General features: G+C 61.5%; 16 protein-coding genes. 6 read left to right on the forward strand and 10 right to left on the reverse strand.

Annotated elements, in window-relative coordinates:
* Nucleotides 1-120: 120 nt before the first annotated feature.
* From MY494_RS03115 to MY494_RS03140, 6 genes are all read right to left on the reverse strand, one after another.
* Complete coding sequence (locus MY494_RS03115) at nt 121-285, reverse strand: hypothetical protein (protein ID WP_247911293.1); 165 nt, start codon at nt 283-285, stop codon at nt 121-123.
* Nucleotides 286-382: 97 nt separating this feature from the next.
* A complete protein-coding gene (locus MY494_RS03120) occupies nt 383-2,551 on the reverse strand; it encodes a glutamine synthetase III (RefSeq protein ID WP_247911294.1) in 2,169 nt (722 codons plus the stop codon).
* A 48-nt stretch (nt 2,552-2,599) separates the two neighbouring features.
* Nucleotides 2,600-2,842 carry a hypothetical protein gene (locus MY494_RS03125; protein WP_247911295.1) on the reverse strand — a complete coding sequence of 81 codons (243 nt, stop codon included), beginning with the start codon at nt 2,840-2,842 and terminating at the stop codon, nt 2,600-2,602.
* A 65-nt stretch (nt 2,843-2,907) separates the two neighbouring features.
* A complete protein-coding gene (locus tag MY494_RS03130; protein ID WP_247911296.1) occupies nt 2,908-3,600 on the reverse strand; it encodes a pirin-like bicupin family protein in 693 nt (230 codons plus the stop codon).
* Entirely contained in the window at nt 3,600-4,109 is a 510-nt protein-coding gene (locus MY494_RS03135; RefSeq protein ID WP_247911297.1) for an NADPH-dependent FMN reductase, read from the reverse strand. The genes MY494_RS03130 and MY494_RS03135 overlap by 1 nt, the downstream gene beginning before the upstream one ends.
* Nucleotides 4,109-5,335, reverse strand: a complete 1,227-nt coding sequence (locus MY494_RS03140; RefSeq protein WP_247911298.1) for an FAD/NAD(P)-binding oxidoreductase — start codon at nt 5,333-5,335, stop codon at nt 4,109-4,111. The genes MY494_RS03135 and MY494_RS03140 overlap by 1 nt, the downstream gene beginning before the upstream one ends.
* A 203-nt stretch (nt 5,336-5,538) precedes the next feature.
* Here MY494_RS03140 and MY494_RS03145 point away from each other — a divergent pair, with 203 nt between their 5' ends.
* Entirely contained in the window at nt 5,539-6,225 is a 687-nt protein-coding gene (locus MY494_RS03145) for a rubrerythrin family protein (RefSeq protein ID WP_247911299.1), read from the forward strand.
* Here the strand turns inward: MY494_RS03145 and MY494_RS03150 are convergent.
* The gene (locus MY494_RS03150; protein ID WP_247911300.1) at nt 6,222-6,809 is read right to left on the reverse strand and encodes a DUF2808 domain-containing protein; all 588 of its coding nucleotides are present in this window, start codon (nt 6,807-6,809) and stop codon (nt 6,222-6,224) included. The genes MY494_RS03145 and MY494_RS03150 overlap by 4 nt on opposite strands.
* Nucleotides 6,810-7,074: 265 nt before the next feature.
* On the opposite strand from MY494_RS03150, the gene MY494_RS03155 reads away from it, so the two are divergent.
* Nucleotides 7,075-8,769, forward strand: coding sequence for an iron uptake porin (locus MY494_RS03155; RefSeq protein WP_247911301.1), 1,695 nt, complete (start codon nt 7,075-7,077; stop codon nt 8,767-8,769).
* Between the two features lie 126 nt (nt 8,770-8,895).
* Here the strand turns inward: MY494_RS03155 and MY494_RS03160 are convergent, their stop codons facing one another.
* Entirely contained in the window at nt 8,896-9,114 is a 219-nt protein-coding gene (locus tag MY494_RS03160) for a hypothetical protein (protein ID WP_247911302.1), read from the reverse strand.
* Nucleotides 9,115-9,428: 314 nt separating this feature from the next.
* Here MY494_RS03160 and MY494_RS03165 point away from each other — a divergent pair, with 314 nt between their 5' ends.
* From MY494_RS03165 to MY494_RS03180, 4 genes are all read left to right on the forward strand, one after another.
* Nucleotides 9,429-9,632: a hypothetical protein gene (locus tag MY494_RS03165; protein WP_247911303.1), complete on the forward strand. Its 204-nt coding sequence runs from the start codon at nt 9,429-9,431 to the stop codon at nt 9,630-9,632.
* Between the two features lie 68 nt (nt 9,633-9,700).
* Nucleotides 9,701-9,883, forward strand: coding sequence for a hypothetical protein (locus MY494_RS03170; RefSeq protein WP_247911304.1), 183 nt, complete (start codon nt 9,701-9,703; stop codon nt 9,881-9,883).
* Nucleotides 9,884-9,935: 52 nt separating this feature from the next.
* Nucleotides 9,936-10,640 (forward strand): response regulator transcription factor, encoded by a 705-nt coding sequence (locus tag MY494_RS03175; protein WP_247911305.1) that lies wholly within the window; start codon nt 9,936-9,938, stop codon nt 10,638-10,640.
* 3 nt (nt 10,641-10,643) lie between these two features.
* A complete protein-coding gene (locus MY494_RS03180) occupies nt 10,644-11,783 on the forward strand; it encodes a cell wall metabolism sensor histidine kinase WalK (RefSeq protein WP_247911306.1) in 1,140 nt (379 codons plus the stop codon).
* A 3-nt stretch (nt 11,784-11,786) separates the two neighbouring features.
* Here MY494_RS03180 and MY494_RS03185 read toward each other — a convergent pair whose 3' ends face one another.
* Both MY494_RS03185 and MY494_RS03190 read right to left on the reverse strand, forming a co-directional pair.
* Nucleotides 11,787-12,404 (reverse strand): Crp/Fnr family transcriptional regulator, encoded by a 618-nt coding sequence (locus MY494_RS03185; protein WP_371820664.1) that lies wholly within the window; start codon nt 12,402-12,404, stop codon nt 11,787-11,789.
* Between the two features lie 77 nt (nt 12,405-12,481).
* The gene (locus MY494_RS03190) at nt 12,482-13,354 is read right to left on the reverse strand and encodes a CHAD domain-containing protein (protein WP_247911935.1); all 873 of its coding nucleotides are present in this window, start codon (nt 13,352-13,354) and stop codon (nt 12,482-12,484) included.
* Nucleotides 13,355-13,989: the final 635 nt, after the last annotated feature.

Genomic DNA, 13,989 nt, shown 5'->3' on the forward strand with positions numbered 1-13,989 from the left:
TCGCCCAAGTGAATGTTCCTTCACTCCGCACCTGGAGGTTATGAAGAGGCATGCTGCGCGGCATGAGCCCGGTTCAATGTGCGGCCATCGCGCGGGTTGGGCTTGGTCTCCAGGGTCCTTCTAGCTGACCTCTTCAAAGGAGTGACTGCTGATCGAAACGGCACTCAGCAACGTGTACACATCTTCAAGACCAATGATGCATTCATCCATCGCCAAGCCCAGCTTGGCAACGGCCGAATGAATTGAGCTCCCACTGCTCGAAGCCCGAGGGATGGCAAACGTCACGCTTGATCGAGCGCAGTGAACAAGGGGTACCACTGCAGGCCCATCAAAGAGCGGGCAAGAGAGCTGTTAAAAACAGCGATCTTGCCCTAGCCACGCCCTAACGGACGAACAGCATCTCCTGGTAGGTGGGCAGGGGCCAGGCGGTGTCATCCACCAGCACCTCCAGGGCATCGGCGGCTTCGCGAAGCTCGCCCATACGAAGCATCAGCTGATCGGCGCAGTGCCGCATGTGGGCCTCGGCGCCGTGGGGCGCGTTGCCTAGGGCCGTCTCCAGGGCCGCAGCGCGGTCCAGCAGTTGTTGGTTCAGACCAGCGATCTGCTGAGCGATCGCCTTCGAGGGATTCAAGCCAATGGCCTCCTGCTCCTGCAGGGATCCGGCCAGCTCACCGAGGTAGGCGCTAACGGCGGGGTAGAGCTGGGTGCGGGCGATCCGCACGGCCAGGCGGGCCTCCACCTCAATCGCTAGGCAGTACTGCTCGGAGTACACCTCGTAGCGACTCTCCAGCTCAACGGGGCTGAGCACGTTGTGGCGGGAGAACAGGTCGCGGATGGCCGGACGTTGCAGCACCGGCAGGGCGTCGGCGGTGGTGCGCAGGTTCTCGAGACCGCGCTCCTTGACGGCCATTTCATGCCACTCGCTGGAGTAGCCGTCGCCGCCAAAGATCACGTTGCTGTGCTCCTTGGTGATCTGTTGGAGCACAGCCAAGCTCGCCTGCTCGATGCTCTCGCCCTTGGCCGTGCAGGCCTCCAGCTGATCGGCGATCCAGGCCAGGGAGTCGGCCAGGACGGTGTTGAGCACCACCAGGGGACCGGCCACGGATTGACCGGAGCCCACAGCGCGGAACTCGAAGCGGTTGCCGGTAAAGGCGAAGGGGGAGGTGCGGTTACGGTCGCCGGCATCCTTGGGGAACTCCGGCAGGCTGTCGATGCCCAGACGCATCATTCCGCCAGTGGCCGAGCTCTTGAGCTGGCCGGCCTTGATCTGATTGAAGACATCCTCGAGCTGGCTGCCGAGGTAGACCGAAATGATTGCCGGGGGAGCCTCGTTGGCCCCGAGGCGGTGGTCATTGCTGGCGGTGGCAATCGCGGCGCGCATCAGCGGGCCGTACTGGTGAACGCCGCGGATCACAGCCCCGCAGAACAGCAGGAACTGCATGTTCTCGTGGGGGGTGTGGCCGGGATCCAGCAGGTTGCCCTGGGTGCTGTTGCCGATCGACCAGTTCACGTGCTTGCCGCTGCCGTTCACACCGGCAAAGGGCTTCTCGTGCAGCAGGCAGGTGAAGCCGTGCTTTTTGGCCGTGCTCTTGAGCACGGTCATGATCAGCTGCTGGTGATCGGTCGCGACGTTGGCGGCCTCGTGCACCGGAGCGATCTCGAACTGGCCCGGGGCCACCTCGTTGTGGCGGGTCTTGGCGGGGACGCCCAGGCGGTAGAGCTGGTCCTCCACGTCCTGCATGAACACCTGCACCCGCTCCGGGATGGCGCCGAAGTAGTGGTCATCAAACTGCTGGCCCTTGGCCGGAGGCGCGCCAAAAAGGCTGCGGCCGGAGAGCTGCAGGTCAGGGCGGAGCGCCATCAGGGCGTTGTCCACCAGGAAGTACTCCTGCTCCGCGCCGCAGCTGGAGTTGATCGGAGCGATCTCGGTCTCACCGAGCAGCTGCAGCACCCGGCGGGCCTGGCGGTTCACGGCTGCGTTGGAGCGCAGCAGCGGGGTCTTCTTGTCGAGGGCTTCCCCGGTCCAGGAGACGAAGACCGTGGGGATGCAGAGGGTCACCCCATTGGGGGTGCGCATCAGCCAGGCGGGGCTGGTGGCGTCCCAAGCGGTGTAGCCGCGGGCCTCGAAGGTGGAGCGCAGGCCACCGTTGGGGAAGGAGGAACCGTCGGGCTCACCCTGCACCAGAAGCTTGCCTGTGAACGCGGTAATGGCGCGGCCATCACTCTTCGGGGTGATGAAGCCGTCGTGCTTCTCCGCGGTCAGGTTGGTGAGTGGATAGAAGACGTGGGAGTAGTAGAGAGCGCCGCGGCTGGTCGCCCAGTCCTTCATCGCGTTCGCCACGGAGTCGGCGACGGACGGGTCGATCGCACCACCTTCACGGATGGTTTTCTGAACCGACTTGAACACCTGGCGAGGCAGGGCCTCCTTCATCCGAGCCAGGGTGAAGACGTCATCAGCCCAGATCTCATGCAGGGCTGATGGCTTGGTCACCGCAGCGGGCTTGCGCCGCTGAATGGTCTGCAGGGCAGCAAAACGCTCAGCGCTTGGCATGGCCACTTTGGTATCAGAGTGAAACCATCATCGGGGACGGCCGTTCACCTAGCGCAGGGTGCGCCAGTCACCGCTAGGGGTTCGACGCTCAAGGCCCACGAACTGGGTCATCAATTGCTCCTGGAGCTCCGCAGGGAAGGCCGGATCAATCAGGCCCTGATGGACCAGCCAAGCCAGTGCAGTGCTCTGGGCCAGCTCAACGCTCTCAAACAGGTCATCAAGCACCGGATGGGGCTCGCCGCCTCGATCCGTCAGCCGGAATTCCACGGGAAAGGGACTTAAGAGGGTCATTTCGCCAAGCGTGGCCGCAACGGCAGATCCGTGCAGCAACGCAGAACACAGCCACGCGTGTCCCGCTAACGCAGTTCAAAGAGCAGCAGATCCACTCCCTCTGCTCCAGCCTCAAGGGATGGCGGGGCCTCACCGGCCGAGAGGCCCAGGCCATCGCCGCGGCACAGGGGCTGAGGGGCCGCCAAGCCGCCGTTGATGATCTGAATCCAACTGGCGCAGCTGCCGGAAGCCGGCCAAGGCAGTTGGGTTCCGGCTTCCGCCTGGGCCCGCCAGAGCCGCACAGGCCGATGGATCGCCATCGCCTCACCAGCGGCTTCGGGATCGATCAGGGGGGTCCAACCCTGCTGCAGAGCGAAGGGTTTCTGTTCGTAGGCCGGGGCGATGCCGGCTGTGGCCGGTTCGATCCAGATCTGCAGCAGACGGCAAGGGGCCGCCCCGCCGTTGACCTCGCTATGGACCACGCCAGTGCCCGCACTCATGCGCTGCACCTCCCCGGCGCGCAGCACCTCGGCATGGCCCATCGAGTCGCGGTGATGCAACTCCCCCTCGATCATCACCGTGATGATCTCCATGTCCCGGTGCGGGTGCATGCCAAAGCCCTTCCCCGCGGCAATCACGTCGTCGTTGATGACGCGCAGGGGACCAAAGCCCATCCAGGCCGGGTCGTAGTGACTGGAGAAGGAGAAGCTGTGCCAGCTGTCGAGCCAATCGAGCTGGCTGTGAAAACGCTCAGCTGCGGGACGCAACAGCGGGGGCATTACTCAGGGGCTTGAAGCCTTTGCAGTCTGGCGAGCAGATCTTCAATGCTGTCGTCCTGGGCAGGCTGGTTTGTATTGCTGACCAGCTGACGACCGACGACGTGGGCACCCAGGTGCGCCAGTTGGAGCCGCAGGGCGGTCATGACCGTGTAACCCCCACCACCGGAGTGGGTGGCGATCACCACCGGCCGGCCGTTGAAAAGGGCACGGAAGTCGCTGCCTTGAACGGAGAGCCAGGCAATAGCACTGGTGAGTACCGGCGGGATCGAGCCGTTGTATTCCGGCGCGCAGATCACCCAACGGGGGGTGTCCATCAGCTGCTGCTGCAGCCCGGCAAGAGCCCCCGGGGCGCCCTTCTCCTGGGCCCGCGGTGTGAAGAGCGGCAGATCAATAGCGGTGAGGTCTAGGACTTCAGCACTGTTGCCTTGGCTCTGGGCCGCCGCTGCAAAGCGTTCCGCAAGCTTGAGGTTTTCCCCATTGCTTGCGGCCAGGACGAGAACGTCAGCCATTACTTCACCCCGGGGATGAAGCGCCGCTCGTGGTCACCGCCCTTGAGCATCCTGTTCCAATAAACCCAGGGCAGAACCGCGGTCTTCATGACCCACATGCTCCAGCGCTCTTTGGTGGGATCCAGGGGGAAGGAGGGAACGGGCTGCTGTTCGTAGTTGAACTCGGCCATGATCGTCTTGCCATAGCCGGTGATCAGCGGGCAGCAGCTGTAGCCGTCGTAGGAGCCCTGACCTTGGCCGCCCTCAAGCTGGGCCAGCAGGTTGGTCACTAGCACCGGGGCCTGACCACGAACGGCGGCGGCGGTTTTGGAGTTGGGCATGCCGCTGACATCGCCGATGGCAAAGACATTGGGGAAGCGCACGTGCTGGAGGTTGTGCTTGCCCACCTCGACAAAGCCGCTGGAAGCAGCCAAGGGGCTTTGGGCCACCACGTCAGGAGCCGCCATCGGCGGGGTGACGTGCAGAAGTTCGTAGTTGATGACCTCCTCGCGGGGCTCTTCTCCCTCTTTGCTGACCTTGAAGACCGCCTCTTTGCTGGCCGGGCGAACTTCGATCAGGGTGTGGGAGTAGCGCGCATCAATCCCCTTGCGGGCCACGACCTCCCGCAGCGGTGCGGCGTAGGTCGGGACCCCAAAGATTCCAGGGGTCGCCGTGGCGTAGATCACCTTGCTCTTGGCGGCGATGGCCGGGTCGCGCTTGATGGCGTCATCGGCCAGGTAGGCGATTTTTTGCGGCGCACCGGGGCACTTGATCGGCATGGGGGCGCAGGTGAAGACCGCGTTGCCGCCCTTGAAATTCTGGATGCACTCCCAGGTGTAAGTGGCGAAATCTTTGGAGTAGTTGCTGCAGACCCCGCCTTTGCCCAACGCGTCCGGAAGGCCCTTGATGGCATCCCAATTGAGCTTCATGCCGGTGGCCACCACGAGCGCGTCGTAGCTGATGGCTTGGCCGCCGCTGGTGCTGACGCTGTTGTTCTCCGGGGCGAAGCCCGCCACGGACTCGCGGATCCAGGTGACGCCAGCGGGAATCAGGCTGGCTTCATTGCGGCGGGTCTGCTCGAGGCTAAAGACCCCTCCACCCACCAGGGTCCAACCCGGTTGGTAATAGTGATCGCTCGAAGGCTCAAGGATGGCGATATCCAAGGCCGGACGGGCTTTCTTCAGGCGAGCTGCCACGGTGATTCCGGCGGCACCGCCGCCCACGATCAATACCTGGTGATGGCCCATGGCCGCTGAGAAAAGACGCGCTTACTCCAGATCTAACCAGAAGGGGGCCAACTCGGCAGCCCTGCCGGGGGATGACCAGCGCAATCGAGAAACACGTCAGGGCTGAAGAAGCGGCAGCCCTAGCCAAAAACACTCCAATCAGAGGTCGTACTCATAACGACTTCGACTTAGGTCCTAGGATGGGCGCAGTCGAAGCAAGACCGATGGACAACGGCACCCTGCAGAACCTGGAAGCGGCCTTTGGCGGCGAGAGCATGGCTAACCGCAAATATCTGTTCTTTGCCGATCTGGCCAAGCAGCTCGGCCACGGCGATTTGGCACGGCTGTTCCGCGAGACCGCTCAGCAGGAAACCGAACACGCCTTTGCGCACTTCCGCTTGCTCCACCCCGAGCTGGTGGTCGAGGACCCGGAAGCCCTGGACCAGGACGCCAAGAACGCCCTCTTGGCGCGCTGCCTGGAGCTGGCCATCAAAGGGGAGACCTACGAGTTCGAGGTGATGTACCCGGAATTCGCTGCCCAGGCGCAGCGGGATCGCGACGAGAACGCGGTAGCGGAATTCAACGAGCAGATCGATGAATCCATGGAGCACGCAGGGATCTTCAAAACGGCCGCCCGCAATTTCGGCCTGCTCGCACCCGTGGAGCAGCACCATGCCGGGCGATACGACCAGGCCCTGCAAGTTCTCACCGGCGTGCACGATGGCGCCAAGAAGGAAGCCGCACCAAGTGGCCGCTGGATCTGCAAGGTCTGCGGCGTGATCTACGACCCCGCCCAGGGAGATCCCGATTCCGGCATCGCCGCGGGGACAGCCTTTGAAGCCCTTCCTGAGGACTGGAGCTGCCCGATCTGCGGCACTCGCAAGGCCAACTTCATCCCCTACACGGGCTAATCGTCAGCAGACACCTCGATCACCCAGCTACCGAGATAGCCAGAGACCGGAACATCCCCAGGAGCCTGCCCGAGGGCATTGAACTGATACATCCCGGAGTCCGGGTTGAAGATCTGCAAGTGCAGGCCAATGCTGCCCCCGATCGGGACCGGCCTCTGGGGAAACACTTCAACGGCAGTGCCATTACCAGTGACCTCAACCGCCGCGGGGATGACCTCGAGACAGCGGGTCTTTTTGAGCGCGCCACCACGCTCCATTCGGCAAAGCTCGACGTTCTCTGGCTTGATCTGGGCGTTGAAGGACTCGGGTACAGACACCGCCAATTTGATCAGGGCGGTCTTGCGATCCTTGGGACCCAGGATCAGGTAGTAGTCAGCCCGCGCGGTGGAGCGGGCTGAAGACGTGTAGTAGTACAGCTTGCGGAAATCGCTGTTGTTATCCCAGCGAAATTCAAAGCCTGCACTGCTGGATCCCTCCGCCTGAGAAGGCGCCACGAACACCGGAGAGGCGACGAGGCTCAACGCAGAGACGATGCCAAACGCACTCCGCTTAACCATGGATTCGAGCAGTCTGATTTTGTCCATCGAAGAGATATTAGTCGGGCACTTGAGGCAAGACTTAGACCAAATAGTCGAGAAGAACGAGAGACGAGGGATCCAGATTCGCCGTCAAGATTAAAAACGGATTAAGGCCCAGGAAAGAATGCGTTAAGGGCCAAGTGTTTACTGAAACAACCATAGTGCTTCAGCGCACATCACGAGGACTTCTGACACACCAAGTGGTAACTTTTCGCTGGTTAATGTTCAACCAGCCCGTTTGGGCTTCTCTCCTCTTTCGGTGTGAGGACCAATGAAACTGTTCCAGAAGCTTCTTCTGGCGCCTGCAGCTCTGGGCCTTCTGGCTCCTGTCGCTGCAAACGCCTCTGATGTCAACATCGCTGGCCTGAGCGCTTACAGCAGCCAGGACCAGGTCACCTCGATCACTCAGTTCTCTGACGTGCAGCCCACCGATTGGGCTTATCAGGCACTGAGCAACCTGATCGAGCGCTACGGCTGCGTCGCTGGCTACCCCAACGGCAGCTTCCGCGGCAACCGTGCGATGACCCGCTATGAAGCGGCCGCACTGCTGAACGCTTGCCTCGACCGGATCACTGAAGTGACCGACGAGCTCAAGCGCCTGATGAAGGAATTCGAGCGCGAGCTCGCCATCCTCAAGGGCCGCGTCGACGGCCTCGAAGCCCGCGTGGGCGAACTGGAAGCGACCCAGTTCTCCACCACCACCAAGCTCCAGGGTGACTACTACTGGGCGATCGGTGCTGTGGTCCCCACCGCAGGCAGCAGCAACGGCGCCGGCACCGGCAGCGCTGATTGGTACAAGAAGAACTACAGCGCCACCAACTTCGTCTACGACGCTCGTCTGAACCTCAAGACCAGCTTCACCGGCAAGGACCTGCTCTACACCCGCCTGCGCGCCGGCAACTTCGGCAGCAGCCCCTTCGGCGGCAAGCCCTACAACATCACCTACCTGGACCGCGCCGAATCCTCGGCAGACGTCGTCAAGATCAACCGCCTCTACTACCGCTTCCCCATCGGCAAGGGCTTCAGTGCCCAAGTCGGCCCCATCTCGCGTAACACCGAGTTCTTGGCGGTCAAGCCCTTCTATTACGGCGACTTCAAGGGCCTCGACTTCTTCCAGCTGGGCGGTGCGCCTGCCGTCTACAACAAAGCCACCGGCAGCATGCTGGGCTTCAAGTGGAAGCAAAAGGTCAAGAAGGGACAGCCTTACTTCGCCGCGTCCACCAGCTACGTCGCCCCCAAGGGCAACAATGGCAACCCTGACGAAGGCGGCATCTTCACCAGCGGCAGCCAAGCCAGCTGGTTGACCCAGCTCGGCTACCAGGCCAACCAGTGGAAGGGCACCTTCGGCTGGAACTGGGAACAGTGCGGCAGCAGGATGTCCCGCCGCGGCACTGAGGCCGCCGGCCGCGTTCAAGGCCAGGCTTGCGAATACAACGGCATCAAAACCGGTGGTGAGCGCAACTCCTTTGCTGTGGGTTTGGCCCGTCGCCCCAAGAACGGCGGCACCCTCATGCCCGCCGTCAGCCTCGGCTGGGGCTACCAGGCTGTCTCCTACGACAACCTGAACTACACCAGCTCCACCCGCAACCAGACCGGCGCCGCTCTAAGCAGCACTGGCGCAACCCAGATCGCTGGCAACCTCAAGGACGAGAACATCGCCGCCACCCAGTCCTGGACCGTCGCCCTCAAGTGGGATGACGCTTTCGTCAAGGGCAACAAGGCCGGCATGTCCGTGGGTCAGCCCACCTTCGTGACCAGCACCCGCAACGGCACCACCCCGTTCGACGCTGGCTACGTCTGGGAGTGGTGGTATCAGTTCCAGGTCAGCGACAACATCGCTGTGACCCCGATGCTGTTTTATTCCAGCAACCCCAGCTCCGCTGGCGCCGGCTATAGCCAGACCAGCACCCAGGGCGACAACCCCGGCGTGTTCGGCGGCATCCTGGCCACCCGCTTCAAGTTCTGATCGAGAACTAAGCCTCACGCGCACCCGCAAATCCCTTCGCCCTCCTGCCTCAGCAGGGGGGCTTTTTTTCGGGACAAACCACAGTGAAGAGAACAAGACAAGCCCTGGAGGGGCTCATCCATGGACTCAATGGGGGGCCGCGCTGGAAAGCTGCCGTTCAGCAGCGTCGACCAACGAGCGCTCAAGGAGATAGGAGGCCAGGTTGCTTAGGGAGCGCCCTTCGACAGCGCTGATCTCCTCGAGAGCCTTGAACGTCTCGTAATTGAGAGTGATCGAAATTCTCTTGGAACTCCTGACCTGAGCCCCGGGAGGACCAGGGGCGTTGCTGGTAGGCACGTATTCCATGCCACCTCCGCACACTGATTTTTTAATTATTGCTTTGGTTTTGAGGCGAGCGCAACCATGGCGCTTGCGGGCTGTGACGTGAGATTGCGCGATCGGATACAGAGCTCAAACCAGACCTAGAATCCTTAAGGTTTTCTTTAGCTTTGGACGGATGGCTGCTGCGTGGGCCGCTAACGCCTCAGGTCTATTCAGACGAGGATCACCGAGGCGCAAAGGGTTTGGAGAAAACCAAGCGCTCATACATGCCCTTGATACGACGGGGTCAGCAACGCCATGGGCAACAGAAGCGCTGACCAGCATTGGTTAATCCACCGATGGAGACATATCCCTTCCGAGGCGAGCCAGAACTCAGCGCGCGGCTTGACCTCGAGCTGAGTGAAGAGACCCACCGTCAGCTGATGGCGCTCAGCCAAGCCTCTGAACAATCGATTGAAGAGATCGCTCAAGAGCTCCTGGAGGCTTTCATTGCTGCAGCCGCAACCAATGACCAGCCGAAGCCCTGCAACCCATCACTCTAAAACACAGCCAGTAACGAAAGCAAAAGCAACCCAGGCCTTTAGTGTGGATTTCAGGACAAAGCAACGGCATGGGGCCCGACAGCATCAGCCAACAGCCAAGCCAGGACGGCAAGCAGCGCTCTGCCTCCAGCACCAGCCTTAAGTGGGGCAACGACGGCGAACTCTCCCCAGTGGATTTGCAACGGGTCCTCGAACGCCTGACCAATCCCGATCTCACCCAGTGCAATCTCAACGGGGAGAACAGGGGCTAAGAACCCTCGTGATGTGTTCTGGGCTACAGGCCCTGACCACGAGAATGGATGGATGACGGTGCTCTCCCCAGGCCGCAACGGAACACGGCTGCTGGTGGTCGAAGACGATGACACCATCCGGGACACGGTCTGCGAAGCGCTCGAAATCGAAGGCTTCAGCGTCACGGCAGCGACCAACGGCCAGAGCGCCTGGGATCGCCTCAAACGTGAACCGTTTGAACTGATCGTCCTCGATGTGATGCTCCCGGGCATCAACGGTCTCGATCTCTGCCGCCAACTGATCGAGCTGCCGCAACGCCCCCTGGTGCTGATGGTGAGCGCCCGGGACACCGAAACCGATCGCGTGCTGGGCCTGGAACTGGGGGCCGATGACTACCTGGTCAAGCCCTTTGGCATCCGTGAGCTGGTGGCCCGTTGCCGCGCTCTACTGCGGCGCCATCAACCCAGTGACCAACAGGCAAGCGAACTCAAGACGGAGAACTTGAGCCTGTTCCCCGCCGAATGCCGCGTCTGCCTCGACGGGCTCGAGCTCAAGCTCTCCCCCAAGGAGTTCAAGTTGCTGGAGCTCTTCATGCAGCACCCCAAACGGGTCTGGAGCCGCGAGCAATTGATTGAGCAGGTCTGGGGCTTCGACTACATCGGTGACAACAAAACCGTTGATGTCCACATCCGCTGGTTGCGCGAAAAGATCGAAGTGGACCCCTCCAAACCCACCAAGCTGATCACGGTGCGCGGCTTTGGCTATCGCTTCGGATAGGCGATGACAGCCCAAACCGCCCTGCAACTGGCCCTCGGTTTTGCCCTCGGCGGCCTCATTGTTGGGCTCTGGCACGGCGGGAAGCGCAAGCAAGCCGTGGTGCTGACGCGACTGCGGCGCCGGCAACCGATCCCTGAGTTGCAGTTGCGCGAATGGATCAGCTCCGCCCCGCAAGGCTGGCTCGTGCTCGATGGTGCGAACCGGATCGAGATCATCAATCACCGCGCTGAATCACTCCTGGTTCGAGAAAGCTCTCTGGCCCCCCAGCTCCACCACCTCAATGACCTTGAACCCAGCGCCGAGCTCTTGCACCTGCTAGAGCTTTGCCGCAACACAGGACTCGCCCAACGGGGTGAATGGAGCATTGGCCGCGCCGATCTCTCCGTACGCGTCATGCCCGGAGAACGGGGCTGGCTGGCACTGCAGATTGAAGGAAGCAACCCGCTCAAACTGCAACTCCAGCAACAAGAACAGTGGGTCAGTGATGTGGCCCATGAACTCAAGACCCCGATCACAGCGCTGCGGTTGGTCAGTGAAAGCCTCTCCCTCAAGGCCGAAGGTCGCCAGGCGGTTCTCGTGGAGCGCCTGGAGAAAGAGCTCGCGCGACTGCAGAAGTTGGTGGGGGACCTGCTGGATCTCTCCAGGCTGGACAACACCCTGGCAAGCCCCAGCCGGCGACCAGCAACCCTCGATCCCAGAGACGTCATTGATCAGACCTGGTCCACCCTGCAAGAGCTCGCCTTGCCAAGGGGCATCCAACTCAGGGTCGAGCCCAAGAACGATCAAGCCAGACAGGTCTGCGTCGAGCCAGCTCGGTTGCACCAAGCACTCTTCAACCTGATCGAGAACGCGCTGCGATTCAGCCCCGATGGCAGCAGTATCGAACTCACCATCGAAGAGCGGAATCGCTGGTGTCTGATCGCCGTGCGCGACCACGGCCCCGGCCTAAGCGAAACCGATCTGGATCGCATGTTCGAGCGTTTCTACCGGGGCGATCCCTCCCGAGCTCGGGGGCCAAGAAACGGGAGCGGCTTGGGGCTGGCGATCGTTCGACAGATTGCCCTGAGCCAAGGGGGTCTAGTGCGGGCGCGAAACCACCCGGAGGGAGGCGCCGTGCTGGAACTCTTCCTGCCCAGGGCTTGAGGATTAGATCGGCAGGTTGCTAATCACCAGCTGGCGCTGACTGTCCTGCTTCAGCCAACCCTCCTCCCGCAGCAAACCCAAGATCCGGGTCACGGTGACGCGAGTGGTGCACAGCGCACCGGCAATGTCCTGGTGGGTTAATCGCAGATTCAGGCGTAGACCGTCCTCACAGGGCTGGCCATACTCCTCAGCAAGCAATTCCAGAAAGCCGCGCACCCGGTCTTCAACACGGCGACGTCCCAGAAGCGCAATCAAAGCCTCGGACTGACGGGTACGACTGATCAGCGCCAACATCAGTGTCTGTGCAAGATGCGGGGCCTGCTGAATCTCCTCCATGGGAAGGCAGAGCAGATCGCAATCACTCAACGTCGTGGCCTCGTAGAGATCCAGGTTGCTGAGAGGCTCGCCGAAAGGTTCGTTCGGACCGGCGAGTGCTAGAAGAACATCTTCCCCCTGCTCATTCATCGAGCTCAGCTTGACCATGCCACGCGCCACCAACCAAACGTGGTTGCGAAGCATGGGCACGCGGCTACCGGCGGTCAGGGTGACGAGATCGCGGCGACGGAAAGTATCTTCGAGCATTCCTCGGAAGCTCGAGGAATGGCTAGGCGTGAAAACCATGGAGCGGTGTGCTCAGGCGTCCAGAGCAATGTATGAAGCCCGACCAGACCAGCAACAAAGACTGGGTAGCCAATTGGTTAAGCATCGGTTAGCACCAGCAACCGTTGATAAAGGCGCAATCGATCGCCCTTGGTGAGCCAGGCCCGGGAGAGCTCCAACCAACGCAGCCAGGCCTGATCGTGGGCAGCGTCCAACTGATCAGAGAACCGCGGCAGCGCTTTCTTGGGATTGAGATCAAGGCTGGTACGCAGGGCTCCTCGCAGCACCACTAGGTCGTTGAGGTCACCCAGACAATCCTGCAGAGCCTTGAGCTGAGCCAGCAGGGAGCCATGCTCCACAACGGCGGCCTGATGAAAATGTGCCAGGCCGTAGCGGAGCGTTTTCAGTCGCTTGCGCAACTGATGCAGAACGGCAGCCGAGCTGGGTTCGCTGGCATCAGGAACCATCCAGCCCGGTAACAGAAAGAGATCGCCGATCAGCTGACCCTGGAGCTCCGGCAGCCAATCGTGCAGGGGCTCCGCGGCAAGGGCGGTACCGATAGGAGCTTTGATCCAGGCCTGCAGCCGAGAGAGCATCTTCAGGTAGCGCTGACTGCGCAGGGTCTCACTGAGCTCAGCAAAAGCCAGTCGACGCTCCCGCTTGAGTTGCTTCCGAAACGGTTTAATCGCCACCACTTCGGCCTCGGGAAGCAGCGGCAACAAGGATGCATCGATCCGCTGACGCAATACATCCAGATCGCGCGTGAGTCCCAGCCGACGACAGAGTTTGGCAATGCGCGGCGCACTGAACTCCTCAGGCCAGACCCCGAGGGCCGAGAACTGCAGCCGAAGGGTTTTCAGTTGGCGAAGGTTGACCCTGAGCTGATGCAGAGGTTCCGGATCCTGATCCGCCAGAACATCGGACTGCAGGGAAATGATCCGCCTGAGGTTCTCGTGCATGGCCCCCTGCACGTACGCCAAACAGGTGACATCAGTTTGAGGTGTGAATTTCACCACAGCCTGAGCAGCGGCATGCTCCAGAGCTAACGCCGCTGACAGCCAGATGGATTAACGGCGAATTAATACCGAGCAATCAAAAAAAGAGACGTGCGGGTGTTGAGCCACTCTCCAGGAGTTGCTCACGCCAGCGGGCATCGCAATCCTGCGGCTCTGCAGCGCCAGGGACTGATTGCTCAGAAGAGTCCACGCGAAGCGGTTCAGAGACGCCAGGATCTTGCGACTGAGAGCCGGAGGAAAGGTCGTGGGATTGGCTCACGCGAGTGGTCCAAAACCCGGTTCTAACCTCAGCATCAACGCGCGGACCGTTAACAGTCAAGAAGAAAGATTAAAGAGCGCGTAACACTGGAGTTGAATCAATAGAAGACGATCCGGCCATGCGCTGGATTTGGGTCACAGCGACAAGGCAAAGACCCTGAATCAGCAGGCAGGAGAGTGAAGACCGGAGCCAGCTCACGCCCATCCGAAAGCAACCGCTGTATTGCAACAGAAGAGTCGCTCCCGCAGCCGTGATCAGGGCTACAGGCAAGAGAATAGTGAGCCACAAAACAAGGCCAGGCCGCCTTAACCGGCCCATAACCTTGACCAGG

Source organism: Synechococcus sp. A10-1-5-1, from assembly GCF_023115425.1.
In the GTDB taxonomy this organism is placed as follows: Bacteria; Cyanobacteriota; Cyanobacteriia; order PCC-6307; family Cyanobiaceae; genus Vulcanococcus.